11 protein-coding genes are annotated in these 14,688 nt (G+C 36.9%); 9 read left to right on the top strand and 2 right to left on the bottom strand.

The genetic code is table 11. The annotated features are described in order from the left end of the window. Positions 1–10: 10 nt before the first annotated feature. Together R3E32_16590 and R3E32_16585 are read right to left on the bottom strand one after the other, a co-directional pair. Positions 11–613, bottom strand: coding sequence for a hypothetical protein (locus R3E32_16590; protein MEZ4886356.1), 603 nt, complete (start codon positions 611–613; stop codon positions 11–13). Between the two features lie 369 nt (positions 614–982). Then, positions 983–1,582: a hypothetical protein gene (locus R3E32_16585; GenBank protein ID MEZ4886355.1), complete on the bottom strand. Its 600-nt coding sequence runs from the start codon at positions 1,580–1,582 to the stop codon at positions 983–985. Positions 1,583–2,425: 843 nt separating this feature from the next. Between R3E32_16585 and R3E32_16580 the strand changes: the two genes are divergently transcribed. The 9 genes from R3E32_16580 (at position 2,426) to R3E32_16540 (ending at position 14,555) form a co-directional block, all read left to right on the top strand. Further along, entirely contained in the window at positions 2,426–3,874 is a 1,449-nt protein-coding gene (locus R3E32_16580; protein MEZ4886354.1) for an oligosaccharide flippase family protein, read from the top strand. 414 nt (positions 3,875–4,288) lie between these two features. Further along, positions 4,289–7,441, top strand: a complete 3,153-nt coding sequence (locus R3E32_16575; protein MEZ4886353.1) for an OmpA family protein — start codon at positions 4,289–4,291, stop codon at positions 7,439–7,441. Between the two features lie 195 nt (positions 7,442–7,636). Next, positions 7,637–8,497, top strand: coding sequence for a hypothetical protein (locus R3E32_16570; GenBank protein ID MEZ4886352.1), 861 nt, complete (start codon positions 7,637–7,639; stop codon positions 8,495–8,497). 190 nt (positions 8,498–8,687) lie between these two features. Further along, on the top strand, positions 8,688–9,896 hold the full coding sequence (locus R3E32_16565) for a hypothetical protein (protein ID MEZ4886351.1): 1,209 nt from the start codon (positions 8,688–8,690) through the stop codon (positions 9,894–9,896). A 445-nt stretch (positions 9,897–10,341) separates the two neighbouring features. Beyond that, positions 10,342–10,701 (top strand): phage holin family protein, encoded by a 360-nt coding sequence (locus R3E32_16560; protein ID MEZ4886350.1) that lies wholly within the window; start codon positions 10,342–10,344, stop codon positions 10,699–10,701. Between the two features lie 101 nt (positions 10,702–10,802). Next, positions 10,803–12,341, top strand: coding sequence for a 4-hydroxyphenylacetate 3-hydroxylase N-terminal domain-containing protein (locus R3E32_16555; protein ID MEZ4886349.1), 1,539 nt, complete (start codon positions 10,803–10,805; stop codon positions 12,339–12,341). Between the two features lie 7 nt (positions 12,342–12,348). Next, the gene (locus tag R3E32_16550; protein MEZ4886348.1) at positions 12,349–13,290 is read left to right on the top strand and encodes an Rpn family recombination-promoting nuclease/putative transposase; all 942 of its coding nucleotides are present in this window, start codon (positions 12,349–12,351) and stop codon (positions 13,288–13,290) included. Next, positions 13,280–14,260, top strand: a complete 981-nt coding sequence (locus tag R3E32_16545; protein MEZ4886347.1) for a GSCFA domain-containing protein — start codon at positions 13,280–13,282, stop codon at positions 14,258–14,260. The genes R3E32_16550 and R3E32_16545 overlap by 11 nt, the downstream gene beginning before the upstream one ends. Positions 14,261–14,318: 58 nt before the next feature. Further along, positions 14,319–14,555 (top strand): MoaD/ThiS family protein, encoded by a 237-nt coding sequence (locus R3E32_16540; protein MEZ4886346.1) that lies wholly within the window; start codon positions 14,319–14,321, stop codon positions 14,553–14,555. Positions 14,556–14,688 lie beyond the last annotated feature (133 nt).

Here is a 14,688-nt window from a genome sequence, read left to right as displayed (position 1 = left end):
GTGCAGATATTTACTGCATATCAGTCGTTGGTTTGAATTGATTGGTGCTGTCGGAACTCATGTTAAACATTTCGCCACCAAAATCCATGTTTTTCAATAAGTCCAAGACTTCTTTACTTACTTGTACTTCTCCACATTCATTGCAATTTTCTACTTTTTCTTCGCTAATAAGCTCGGCTGTCATCTCATCCTCTTTATTCGTGATTGTATGTGATGCAACAAGGTAGCGACTGTTGGAACGGGTTCTGAGGCGGATGGTAACAAACCCATCTTGGTTCAATACTTCGGCAATCTCACGATGTTGAAAGAAAATTTGCCCATCTTTTTCGAGTAAACTAACAACCTGTACCGTTTTGTCCAGTTTATCGCCTTCTACTCTCAAAACGCCTTCTTGATTTTCAAAAAACGTTTTTAAATATTCGAGATCTTCTGTTGTAAAAGCAATAATACGGTTATTGGCATCTACTTTTTTGAAGGTGAAGTCCGTAGTTTTTACGTCAAAAAAACCGCTTACTTCAATCATATCGGTTTCAATCAATGAATTGTCTTGAGCATGGATAGTTGAATTTCCCATGGAAACCACAAAAAACAACAATAGGATGGATTTCTTCATAATGGCCTGTGGATTTAATTGTAAAAAATAGTATAAGAATATTGGAAATAATTTTATTTGATACTTGGTTTTGGCACTGTTAATCTTTTTTCAAGTTGTTTTCTATTAATTATTACAGAAACCATACCAAAAAGAAAAACCTTATTTGCTTTTGATGGCAGATAAGGCTTTCTAAATTTTATGAAACAATCATCAATAATTGCTCATATAGTCTATTTTTTCATTATTTACCAATTAGAATTAGAAGCATTTTTTATTACACATTATTCGTGTATTTTGGTGTGAAAGTGTTCTTATTTAGCTTTGAATATAGTTTACAGAATTGCACCAAAAGTTCTTTTTCCATAAATGCTTGTTTCTATGAGAATACTAATTCATATCAATAATGCTACCTGAATCGCTGCCTAAATCTATTTGAATGACACTTCCACCATAGTCCATATTTCTGAACATTTCCAGATCTTCTTTGCTGATTTTTAAATTGTTACAATCATTACATTCGGTTTCTTTTTCACTGGCAATTTGAACCATGATTTTATTTTCTTCTTTAGATAGAGTAGAGGCAATGTACTGTTTTTGGGTTTTGCAGCGAAGTTGAGTGACTATATATCCTAATTGATCCAGCATATCTACAAATACTTTGTAATCAAATAGTGATTTGCCATCTGTTTGAATTAGACTAATGACTTTTATACTTTTGTCAATCGTGTGAGATTCAACATATACGACACCAGTTTCTTTTTCAAAGAAAGCATATAACTTTTGGGCATCGGCTTCTGTGAAAGCTACAACATTATTGTTATCATCAACTTTCTTGAATAAGAAGTTGGTGACTTTTACATCAAAAAAACCACTATTGGGTACTTTGTCAGTTCTGATGATTTTTGTCAAATCAGATTGAGCATGAATATTTTGTGTGAATACACAAAGTGCAAAAAGAATACTAAATAGGGAGATTGAATTTTTCATAACCTATGGGTAGATTTAAAATAGTGAAAAAAAATATTGATTTAGTGAGTATTGTTCTACTTACCATTCCAAAAATTATGAAATGGTAGTTTCAAGAATCAAACGTTTGTAGATTACTTCACTTTTATTGTAATTATGTTCCGTCTTTACTTACAGAATGCCTTATTTGTGACGGAAGTAACTGCATTTAAATTCATCTTTTTTGATGAGAGAAACACTGCTATTATATGTGTTTACTTTCTTGAAAGAAAAGGTGGTAACTTTGACACCTAAAAGTTGGTAATTATAGTAATTGGCAGGTTGCCTAATAAGGAAAGATGAAATGCGAGTCGATAGTTGTAGGCATAGTAATTTCACTATCAACATAGTATAATGATTTTTTTTTATTGCTGTTGGTTTATATTATTTTGGATAAATCCATACAAATAATAAAAATATTGTTTTTCTTATTTGTATATAATCCTCTTGTGGTATTATAGAGTCTTGGGGTTTTTGAATAGAGTTCTCTGAGAACTATCACTGGGTAGGTTTTCGCAGTAGCATTTTCAGGATATTTGCGCTACAATTAATATTCAGAATACAACAAATTTTACGCCATACTTCAAAGATAGTTGTGATTGGTGTTTTGTTTGAACAAAGCTTGACCTGATGAAAGTATTGTAAGCCAGCATTAATTTACTTTGCATATTTTATTTATAATAAATAATTATTAATTGAAATAAAATGATTTAATATTACAAAAGATTTTTTTGAGCAAGGAATAATATTTTGTAATAAAAACCCAATAATACAAAAACAAATAAATCTATTTTTGATGTTCATTAAAACTCATTGACCTTTCTAATGCAGCAAAAACTCATTAGTTCAACCATACTATACAGTTTTCTTTTTTTTCTGCAACCTTTCGTTTCCTTGGTTTTGTTGCAGCCATTCTACTTAAACTACTTTCCGAGTGAAGAGTATGGTATCTTGTCATTGATGGGAAATTATTCCACCTTAATTGGGATGATTTGTGCATTGAGTATTACTTCTGCTTTTTTTACCTTTTACTACAATTACCACCACAACTATGAACGATTGCGGCGCTTTTTAGGGCAAATGCTCACCCTTACCCTATATCTCAGCATTTTCAGTACCGCTATTATATTTTTATTTGGAGAAAGTTTGTTTCGCATAGGTTTTAAAGATGATGCACTTACTTTTTATCCGTATGGTTATTTAGCCACACTTCAAGGCGTAGCGTATAATTTTCATGCTCCTTACATGGCCTATCTCCGCAATAAAAAACAATTGCGTTTTTATGCAGTACTACAACTCAGCAGCATTTTTCTAAGTACAGGCTTACAGGTCTTGTTTGTATTGGCAGGTTGGGGCGTAGTTGGAGTATTAGCAGGCAAAAGTATTGGCAGTTGGGTCATAGCGATTGCAGTATTGCATTTGAATCGAGAATATTTGACTTGGCGTATTGACTGGAAATATTTTGTACGTCCTTTTCAGTTTGTCAAGTATTTTCTTCCTCAAACCCTACTAGATTGGTTCTATTCTTTTGGAGACAAATTTATCATAGAACGGTTTTGTACCTTGAGTTTGGTCGGTATTTATAGTTTATTGAATGTTTTGGCTGGTGCAATAGAATTGGCTTACTTTGCAGTAAGAGCAGCTATACTACCATTTTTTTATGAAGCATTAGAAAAAGAAAAAACTACACAACGGAAAGAAATTCAACAACTCTATGAGTTTTACTTTTTACTTACCGTATTTGCCGTATCGGGTATTGTCCTTTTGGTGGGACATATTCATTGGGTCATTACAAAGAAGGATTATTTGGCCATCCAAGTATACATTTTTATCTATTCGATAGGATATCTCTTTTCCGCTATTAGCTATCTTGCTTATCAACAGTTTTATTATTATAAAAACACCAAAACAACCTTTCAAATTCAAGTTGCCTCAACGTTATTAATCGTTGTACTCAATCTTTGGCTTATTCCTCTCCTTCAAATTTGGGGCGCAGTGATTGCTTCTCTTGTGACCCGTATTCTTGTGTTCATTCTATTGTGTGTATTTTACCCGAGTTATTTATTTCCTTTGAAATCTCCTAGAATATATCTCCCCTTCATCGCAACTACTACCATTTTGGTGATAGGCTTCTTTTCAGCACAGCAGACTTATATGAATTACACTCAGGCAAGTATTATGCAATTTATATTCACTTCATTGACTATGTTGTTTGTTTTCAAAAGCACCTTAAAAGCTTGGTTAAGCAAGTTAAAAACGGTGCAAAGATTGTAGTCATTGTTTTTATTATTAATATATGAAAAAGGTCAGAATTTGAAACCTATTTATTTTAAGTTGAAAAAATGACAAATAAATGACATAGATTTGAATTTTATGACATTATTCTGTATTTTTACAAGCCCTATTCTACGTATTAACAGGTATAACCTATTGGTAGCAATCAGTTCTAATCAAATTGAAGCCAATTATTTAAACCCCCAACCACTCACAATCTATACATCTTTCGAACCCAAATACTATACCTGTTCAAATATCCACTCATAACTATACTACAATTGAACTTATATAAATTTGAAAAGTGGCAATTCCAAGTATCAAGTTTTACTTTGGTATTGTTTTTGTAAAAACACTAGTCAAACCCTGATTTGCAACTGTGTACTATTATTGAATTTGTTAAACCCCTTTCCGATGAAACATAACCGACTTATCGTCATACTTTTTTTGTTTATTGCTTGTGTCCTACAATTAAGTGAGGCTGATGCACAGACTCAAGATCCGAGAGTGAAAAAAGCCAATAGCTTATTTGATAGATTCTCCTTTCCAGAAGCTGCTGAAGAGTACAAGCGTGTATTGGCAAAAGATGATATTGCAGAAGCAAAAATAAAATTAGCGGATACTTACCGATACATGAACATGCCAGTTGAGGCAGAATACTGGTATGAGCAGGTGGTAGAACTTGCAGAAAGCGAGCCTATTCACAAGTACTATTATGCAATGGCTTTGAAAGCCAACGGTAAATTTGAAGAAGCCAAAGAATTCTTTTTGGAGTATGCACAATTGGTGCCTGCCGATACAAGAGGACTAAGACAAGTAGAAGCTTGCGAAGAATCTACTTATTTTCTGACCGATCCAGGCATTTATGAGGTCAGCCTCGCCAATAACATCAACTCCAGTTTGGCAGATTTTGGTCCCGCTTTCTACAAAGAAGGGATTGTATATGCTTCTGAACAAAGCGAAAAACACGCACAACGCACGTATAATTGGCGAAATGCCCCTTTCTTAGACCTTTTTTACTCCGAAAACGAAAGTGATGAAAATCCTTCAGAACTTGGTACGCCCGAAAGCTTCAAAGGCAAAGTAAATACTTGGATGCACGAAGGAACAGTAAGTTTTTCCAAAGACTTCGAAACCATGTATTTCACACGAAACAATTACTTCAAAGGCAAGATAGGCTATGATACAGAAGAAAAACTCAAAACGGTCAATCTTCAAATTTATGAGTCAAAATCAGAAGGAGATAAATGGGGCGAAATTAAATCGATTCCCTTCAATAGTGATGACTACTCAGTAGGCCATCCAGCACTTTCTCCTGATGGACAAGCCTTGTATTTCGCTTCAGATATGCCAGGAGGTTATGGTGGCGTAGATATGTATGTCAGTTATAGAAGTGGTGATAGTTGGGGAGCACCCGAGAACTTGGGGCCAGAAATCAATACCGAAGGGCACGAAATGTTTCCTTTTATGGCTGATGACGGCACCCTTTATTTTGCATCCGATGCACTTCCTGGATTGGGAGGTTTAGACCTTTTCTCAACCATGTTATTGGAAGATGGAACTTGGAGTAGTCCTGACAACCTTCGCTATCCTATCAATACGAATGGTGATGATTTTGCAATGATTATTGACGCAACCAATAAGAAAGGATATTTTTCTTCTAACCGTTCTGGCGGAAAAGGGGACGATGATATTTACAGTTTCACTAAACTTACCAACATCATGACAGGTGTAGTCATTGACTGCAATACACAAGTACCCATTGAAGGTTCGATGGTACAATTGATGGATGGAGCTAAAATCATGCAAAAAAAGAAAACTACCTTCAATGGAACTTTCAGCTTTCCTGTTTCACCTGATAAGGAATATACCGTTGTAGCAACCAAAATGGGCTACCAAGAAGGAAAAGAAAGCATCTCTACAGTAGGAGGTATGAACGGTAGACAAATAAACGTGAAAATTCCAATCTGTCCAGAAGGTTCAGGCCCATCAGGCGAAGGAGGATGCGAAGTGAAAGGAATGGTAATCGACAAAGCCACAGGATTGCCTGTTAGCGGTGCCATTGTCACAATCACCAATGCCGATACCCGTGATGACAATACCTTCGTCACCGAATCGGATGGGATGTATCAGTCTTACTTAAATTCTGAGTCAGATTATGTAATATATGCTACCAAAGAATTCTATTTCACTGCCAATAAGACGGTTTCTACAAGAGGAATAGACTGCGAAGATCCACTGCAAAATAAGATAGGTATGGACATTGAAATTGCTCCAATTCCTTTAGATGCAAACAATACAAATCGTGGAAATAGTGGTAATGGCGGCAACCCATATAATGGAAATAGTGACAATCCATATACTGGAGACGGTGACAATCCTTACAGCCAAGGAGGAGACCCTCGAACCAATATTGGAGAAGGAAATAGCAGTATATCAAACGGAAACACACCAAATAGCAATAAAACAGATATTACTTTCAAAGATGATGGAAAGGGAAGTGATCCAAATCACCCTATCTTGGACGGAGTTTTACCTCAATTGAACCACATCTACTATGATTTTGACAAATCCAACATACGTTCAGATGCATCTATAGAATTGGACAAAGTGGTGAAGTTTATGTTCGAAAATCCAGGTATAGTCATTGACCTTCGTTCTCATACAGATTCCAGAGGAACACATCCTTATAATGATGACCTCTCTGATAAACGAGCGCAATCTGCCTTAAATTACATCACCTCACGTGGTGTAGTGCCCAGCAGAATGACTGCAAAAGGTTATGGTGAAAACCAATTGACCAACGAATGTGCAGATGGCGTACCTTGTGATGAAGGCAAACATCAAGAAAATAGACGTACTGAATTTGTAATTACAGGATATAACTCCAATGCAATTTATAGCCTACCTCGTTATTTTGGTAGTGGTGGTAAACGACTATCACATACAAGTAGCAGCGGAAGCAGCAGTTATTCAAGTTCAAGTAGCAGCAGTTCCTCTACTTCAAGTTATGACTACAATATCGATTCAAGTACCTCCAATTCCAGCACATATAGTGGTAGCAGTTCAAGCACTACCACGCCTTACACCAACAACAATACGCCTACTTACTATGACAGAGACCCCATTACAGGTGAAGTGATCCTTGATAAAAATTGTTGTATTCAATCAGGAACATCTACTTCAGGCAAAGGTGTTTATGATTATTATGTGCCAGATACGAATAACACAACGACCACAACTACTACTGCAACGACTACCGAGACAATTGATGATACTGATATTACAACGGACTTTACTGCATCTTCCTCAAGCTCAATCGGAGAAGGCACAGAATATAAAATTCAGTTGGGTGCTTATCGCTCACCAGATATGGCAACTTTCAATCAACTAAACGATTTGGGATTTGTCGATACCGAAACAACTAGTACAGGTGTAAAACGGGTTATTTTAGGTAGTTTCACAGATAAAACAAATGTAGAACAAGCCTTGTTAGAATTAAAACAACGGGGCTATGGCGATGCTTTTGTGGTAAAATATAAAAATGGATTGAGAATTGGTCGGTAGATAATATATACCATATCACCTCAAAAATTCGTTGTAGTTAGTAACTGCAAGATATTTTTTTAACTTTGCTACAATAAATCCTATTATAGCAAGCCCTAATAGTGCTTATCGCAGTATTAGGGCTTATTTTTAACCAATAATACCAAAATTTCAACAATCATTTAAAATTTCAATAAAAACCCTTATATTAGTAATATGGAAAAATCTAAAGTCATACTTACGATACTTGCTGGATTATTGATGATGTTTGCGGAAAGTTCCCTTGCACAAACCCCCAATCAATACCAATTTATCCCCCCAAATGCAAGTAATAACAAACCCGCCGAATCGTCACAACCTTCAATGCAAATGGGTGAAACTCCCATTCCTCCTTCTCAAGATAATGGTAAACAAACGGTAACAATCGGTCCGCTACAAATAGAATTGGAAGCTCCTCCCGCTGTTGAATCAACAGAAATCTTCGAGTTTATGAGTCAAGGACAGCGACCAGGAATCAGGGTATCTATTCCGAGTGCGAATGCAGTTGATGTAGCAAAAAGTTGGAAAAAATATCTCAAAGACTTTGGTGCAAAACCAAAAATGTATGGAAGTGAATTTTTATCTAAAGAGGCATACATTGACGGACTCAGCGAAAATACAGTAGATATCTACTCAATGGTTCAGCCACATCCAGAAGGTACTCTTCTAAAAGTATTTTTCGATTTGGGAGAAGAAAAAGGATATCTCGCAAGCCCTACCAATGCAGAAAAATACGAAGTAGGTTTGGCAATGATACGAGATTTTGCAATTACAGAATCCTACAAAGCAGTGAGCGAAGAATTAGAAACAGAAGAAAAAACTTTGTACCAAATGGACAAGGCCAGACAAAAATTGCAGGCTGAATACGACCAACTTGTCAAAGACATTGAAAATTATAAACAAGCAATCAATAAAGCAGAAACAGATATTGAACAAAATAGCTTGATTCAAGAAGATAGAAATAAAATGACCCACGAACAAATCCAAAAAGTAGAGCAATTGAAATACAACTTGCATTCGATTCGCTCACAACAATAACACAAACAAATCAATGCGGTGTTCCTAAAACGGATTGGTTAGAGGTAAATATCACTCTAATCAATCCGTTTTTTCTTAACGAAATATTAACCTTCGTATCTGTTTTTCCTCCTTCAATTTTTCTACCTTTGCGCCCCCAAAATCAACACTCAAACCTAACAATTCTATTTTACATCAACAAAATATGGATATGAAACCAACCTTTCTCTGTATCGCTTCTTTTTTTAAAGGAGCAGATTTTCTACGTGCTTGTAAAGCAACAGGCAGTAAAGTGTATTTGCTTACATCTAAAAAACTGGAGCATGAAAAATGGCCTAAAGAAGCTATTGATGAAACATTTTATATGGTGGAAAATGAGGACGGACAATGGAATCAAGCAGATATGATTCAAGGGATGTCTTGGTTGATGCGAACCAGAAAGATAGATAGAATTGTAGCATTGGATGATTTTGATGTAGAAAAAGCAGCATTGCTAAGAGAGCATTTTCGCATTTCAGGAATGGGGCAAACAACTTGCCGCTATTTTCGTGATAAATTGGCCATGCGGGTGAAAGCAGCAGATGCAGGAATCAATGTTCCTGCATTTAGTGGTTTATTCAACGACCAAGAAATTCATGATTATGTAGCAAAAGTAGAAGCCCCTTGGTTGGTCAAACCACGCTCAGAAGCCTCTGCAACGGGGATTACCAAAATTCATTCTGCCGAAGATCTTTGGAAACATCTAGAAAAACTCGGTGAAAAAAGACACAATTACCTCATTGAGCAGTTTCGGCCAGGAGATGTGTTTCATGTAGATGCTTTGAGTGTAGATGGTAAAGTAATTTTTGCACGTACTTCACAATACCTAAATACTCCCTTTGAAGTAGCTCATGGCGGAGGTATATTCCGTTCAAGTATAGCACAATATGGCGGAAAAGATGACAAAGAATTGCAGAAACTCAACAAAGAAGTGATGAAAGCTTTTGGAATGCAATACAGTGCCTCTCATACAGAGTATATCAAGTCGAAAGAAACGGGCGAGTTTTACTTTTTAGAAACTTCTTCAAGAGTAGGAGGCGCACATCTTGCCGAAATGGTAGAATTTTCGTCTGACATCAACTTATGGGGAGAGTGGGCAAAAATTGAAGTGGCGAAAGCTACGGGCGGTGGCTATAAACTACCCAAGATTCAAAAGCATTATACAGGTATTATTGTATCCCTCATCAAGTACCAACATCCTGACTACAGCAGCTTTACGGATGCTGAAATCTGCTGGAAAATGTACAAAGACCACCACATAGGAATGATTGTAAAATCCGATAAACGTGAACGTGTGCTGGAATTATTAGACCAATATGCACAAAGGGTTTTTCAAGATTTTCATGCAAGTGCACCCGCTCCAGACAAACCTACTAACTAAAAATCAAGTTTCATAGACTATACCTTCAATGCTTATCGGATATTGTTCCACATATCTGATAAGCATTTTTTATAAATATCCCCTAATTCAATTTCTTTACATTAAACAGACATTCAAAACCCAACCCATCGCCTCCTTTTCCGTATCACAAGATATAAGTAATCAATCAAAAGGAATTATTTTTCTGCCATCTACTATATACCAACCACAACATCATTTTTTATTGATTTACTTTTGTTTATTACCAAAATTCGGGAAATAGATGCTCCACTTTCAATACACGGAATTGGTAGGTGTACGCTCGAATTTAAACCATTCTCTTACCACTCTTAAACATAAAAATCGAAGAAAAATCAACGATTCTGGAACTTCTATGTCTTTTTGGTCATTAAAATAGAAGCCCACCTTTTTTGGAAATATTTAAGTTAACCAAAGTAAGAACTCCATGCAAAAGCGATTGGTGAATTTACTCATCAATAGTATTGCAGTGGTCATCACTGCATATATATTACCGGGTGTACTTGTCAAGGGCTTTATGGCAGCTTTTGTCGTATCTATGTGGCTTGCAGTAATCAATACCTTTAGCCGCCCGATACTTGCCTTTTTAACCTTGCCAAAAACCCTCACAACATTAGGCTTATTCATTCTCATTCTCAATTCTGCATTGATATTGATGATAGATCAATTGACTGTGGGTTTTTATGTCAATAATTGGCTCACTGCCATTGCCTTCAGTTTGATTTTGTGGGGAGTAAATGGATTTATGATGAATATTTTGAATAGGAGGAAGTTGAAATGGAAGTGAAAGCGGATGCCTGATTTTAAAAAGGATTTAATATCTTTGGAAAATGTTGTTGGACATCCCAAATACAACAATCCTTATTTCCTTAAAATTACGCAATCAAGATGTTACCAGATACAATATCTCCTCCCAAACACAAAAAAATCACCACAGGCGAAGACTACATCAATAGCCTAAGAGGAAGAAAATTAGTAATTTATCTTTTTGGAGAGCTCGTTGAAGAACCCGTTGACCATCCCATGATTCGGCCGTCCATCAATGCCCTTGCGCGGACGTATGATTTAGCCATTGAAGCCCCCGAATTGGCATCCGTCATTTCACCTTTCACAGGAGAGCGTATCAGCCGTTTCTTACACGTTGTGACAAGTACCGAGGATATGGTATTGCAGAACAAAATGCAGCGAAAATTAGGACAATTGACAGGTACTTGTTTTCAACGCTGCGTTGGAATGGATGCTTTTAATTCTTTGTATTCAGTTAGTTACGAAATAGATGAAAAATACAATACTCCTTATCACCAACGCTTCAAAGAGTTCATCGCCCTTACGCATCGCTACAACCATGTGATTGGAGGAGCGATGACTGATGTGAAAGGTGACAGAAGTTTGGCCCCACACCAACAAGCTGACCCAGATATGTTTGTGCATGTTGTCCGCCGAACCGCCGAAGGAGTTTACATCAGCGGCGCAAAAGCCCACCAAACAGGCTGCATTAATTCACATTGGATGCTGGTCATGCCAACGATGCGATTGGGAGAAGGCGACAAAGATTATGCAATTGTTGGTGCAGTACCCGTTGATGCAAAAGGAATTACTTATATATACGGTCGGCAAAGTTGTGATATGCGGAGCATGGAAGCAGGAGATATAGATGTTGGAAATGCAAAATATGGAGGACAGGAGGCAATGGTGATTTTTGAGGAAGTATTTATTCCCAACAAATATATTTTCATGGATGGCGAATACGATTTTGCTTCCATGTTGGTAGAGCGTTTCACCGCCTATCACCGAAGGAGCTATGTCTGCAAAAGCGGATTGGGGGATGTTTTGATTGGCGCAGCAGCAACCATTGCAGACTACAATGGTATCCCAAATGTATCGCACATCAAGGACAAACTCGTGGAAATGACCCATCTCAACGAAACCATTTACGCCACAGGAATTGCGTCTTCCCATCAAGGGTATGCCACCAAATCGGGAGCCTATATCTGTGACGGAATGTTGTCGAATGTCTGCAAACACCATGTCACCAAAATGCCCTACGAAATTGGACGATTGGCGCAAGACTTGGCGGGCGGATTGGTTGCTACTATGCCTTCTGAACAAGAACTGAACCATCCCAAAATCGGTAAATTGATCCAAAAATATTTGCAAGGACGGGCAGATGTCAAAACAGAACATCGAATGCGAATTTTGCGTTTGATAGAAAACATGACTCTCGGACGCAATGCCGTTGGCTATCTCACCGAATCTATGCACGGCGCAGGTTCACCACAAGCACAGCGCATCCAAATTGGTCGCCAAATGCAGTTGGAGTACAAAAAACGCTTGGCTAAAGCATTGGCAGGCATTGAAGTAGAGGATAATAAAGATGCCTTGGTCGAGGAAATGGGCAGCTATTTTGCCAGAGTTTTCAAAATATAAAAATCTCATGGAATTTGGACGAATAAAATACGATATTTTCTTCAAAAGAGTGTTTGGCAAAAAACCGCACATCACACGAGCTTTTCTCAATGCCGTATTGAAAGAAAACTTAAAATCTCCTATTCAAGAAGTATCTTTTAGCGAAACGGAATTCATCATTAAGGGAAAAAATAGATTGGTCAATGAAAGCAAACACAATGTCATAGATATTTTCTGCAAAGACCAAGAAGGAAATCGAATCTTGATAGAAATCCAAAAAGGCACCAACAAATTGGCTATTCCTCGATTTTTGGACTACCATTGTCGCAATTATTCCAGCCAATTCAAGTCTGGTGACGATTACTCCAATGTCGTTGCTTGTTACAGTGTGTGCTGGTTGTTTGACCTCAAACCTCCGCACAACGATATTGTAGAAACGGTTTCTTTGTGTTCCAACAAAGAGGATTCGGATTGGACATTTGACTGGACCATCAAGGCATTGTACCCTCGAAATCTACCAAAATGGAAGGAATTGGTAAAAATCTTGCGGACTCAACATCAAAATACTTTGGCTGAATGGCTGGTATTGGATGTGATTCCTGACCCAAGACGAGCCGAACAAATACGAAACGCCATTCACACAGATGAAGTAGTCGAAGCTTTTGGTGATTTGGATTTGTCGGGCTATACCGAACGACAACTTCGAGAGATAGAATACCGAACAGAATATGGGGATTTGATTGAACAAGATGTTCAAAAACGAGAGAAGGAAATCTTGGAGCAAGCGGAAAAAGAAAAAAAGGCAGCATTGGAGAAAGCAGAGCAACAAAGGTTAGAAGCATTGGAGAAAGCAGAAAAAGAAAAAGAACAAATTGCCAAAACCATGCTGCAATTCGCCGACATCGAAATAGTGAGCAAAACAACGGGTTTGAGTATAGAACAAATCAAAAAAATAGTCGATGGAATTTAGAACATCTATTCAAGTGATTCCTTCGCCTCACAAAATTACCTACCAAAACAAATGCCTATTCATAGGTTCATGTTTTACAGAAAATATTGGAAACCAAATGCAAAGCCTAAAATTTCCTGCAATGGTGAACCCCTTTGGTATTTTGTACAATCCTATGTCTCTCAATGCTTGTCTGCAAAGTTTGCTCGCCGAAAAACCTTTTACCATCAACGACTTACACTACTTCAATGAACAATGGCACAGTTGGAAGCACCACGGTAAATTTTCAAATACCGACCAAAATCAATGCCTTCAACGCATTAATCAGGAACTGAAAAGGGCAACAGATTTTCTGAAGCAAACCGATTATTTAATCCTCACTTTTGGAACATCCTTTGTCTATAAATGGAAAGAATCGGGGCAAATAGTAGCAAATTGCCACAAGATTCCCCAAAAACAATTCGACCATTATCAAGTATCGGTAAAAGACATCGTTGATACGCTTGTACCTACATTGCAGCAAATTCAAGAGGTAAACCCAAAATTGCAAACCATTTTTACGCTAAGTCCTATTCGCCACTGGAAAAACGGAGCGATTGACAATCAGTTGAGTAAATCGACACTTTTGGTGGCAATACATGAATTGAAGCAAAAGATAGAAAATACACATTATTTTCCTGCTTATGAAATTATGATGGACGATTTGCGAGATTACCGCTTCTATGAGTCAGATATGTTGCATCCCAATACCACTGCAATTGACTATATTTGGGAAAAGTTTCAAACGGTATATTTTGATGATGCTACAGAGAAATTGAAGGGGAAAATAGAGAAGATTTTGAATGCCAAAAATCACCGTCCTCGAAATCCAAAAAGCCAGGCTCATTTGTTTTTTTTGCAGCGACAATTGAAGTTAATTGAAGTTTTGGAAATCCAATATCCATTCTTGGATTTTGAAACAGAAAAGCAGTATTTTTCAAATCAAAATTAAATTGCGAAAACCACAATCAAACTCAAACATTAACACACGAACACTTCAACATAAAAAAATGAAAGTAAACGTATTATTTTGGGGCGTTCTCACCGATGTTGCCCAAACAAAAATGATTGCTGTTCAGGATATTCAGCAGATAGGCTTACTAAGAAAACAACTTCTTAATCTATATCCAAAACTGGCATCATATACACACCACATTGCAGTCAATCAAGAAATTGTGCATGATGATGATTTTGTATTGAAAGATGGAGATGAAGTTGCTTTGTTGCCGCCTTATGCGGGAGGCTGATATATGATTTTGTTCATTGAAGATTTTGGTGGAATGAAATGAAACTTTTGAAGTTTTCTTTTGAAAGCATAGTGATTTTCAAACATCCCAATATCTTCAAGAATAAACTTCAAAAGTCGTTTTTAATAGACTC

The sequence above is a fragment of the Chitinophagales bacterium genome (genome assembly GCA_041392475.1).
Classification (GTDB): Bacteria; Bacteroidota; Bacteroidia; order Chitinophagales; family UBA2359; genus JAUHXA01.
This window is presented reverse-complemented; position numbering and strand designations above follow the sequence as displayed.

What these genes read in the sequence shown, in the direction of transcription:
- R3E32_16590 (MEZ4886356.1), bottom strand. Translation starts at nt 613, where the DNA reads ATGAAGAAATCCATCCTATTGTTGTTTTTTGTGGTTTCCATGGGAAAT.
- R3E32_16585 (MEZ4886355.1), bottom strand. Translation starts at nt 1,582, where the DNA reads ATGAAAAATTCAATCTCCCTATTTAGTATTCTTTTTGCACTTTGTGTA.
- R3E32_16580 (MEZ4886354.1), top strand. Translation starts at nt 2,426, where the DNA reads ATGCAGCAAAAACTCATTAGTTCAACCATACTATACAGTTTTCTTTTT.
- R3E32_16575 (MEZ4886353.1), top strand. Translation starts at nt 4,289, where the DNA reads ATGAAACATAACCGACTTATCGTCATACTTTTTTTGTTTATTGCTTGT.
- R3E32_16570 (MEZ4886352.1), top strand. Translation starts at nt 7,637, where the DNA reads ATGGAAAAATCTAAAGTCATACTTACGATACTTGCTGGATTATTGATG.
- R3E32_16565 (MEZ4886351.1), top strand. Translation starts at nt 8,688, where the DNA reads ATGAAACCAACCTTTCTCTGTATCGCTTCTTTTTTTAAAGGAGCAGAT.
- R3E32_16560 (MEZ4886350.1), top strand. Translation starts at nt 10,342, where the DNA reads ATGCAAAAGCGATTGGTGAATTTACTCATCAATAGTATTGCAGTGGTC.
- R3E32_16555 (MEZ4886349.1), top strand. Translation starts at nt 10,803, where the DNA reads ATGTTACCAGATACAATATCTCCTCCCAAACACAAAAAAATCACCACA.
- R3E32_16550 (MEZ4886348.1), top strand. Translation starts at nt 12,349, where the DNA reads ATGGAATTTGGACGAATAAAATACGATATTTTCTTCAAAAGAGTGTTT.
- R3E32_16545 (MEZ4886347.1), top strand. Translation starts at nt 13,280, where the DNA reads ATGGAATTTAGAACATCTATTCAAGTGATTCCTTCGCCTCACAAAATT.
- R3E32_16540 (MEZ4886346.1), top strand. Translation starts at nt 14,319, where the DNA reads ATGAAAGTAAACGTATTATTTTGGGGCGTTCTCACCGATGTTGCCCAA.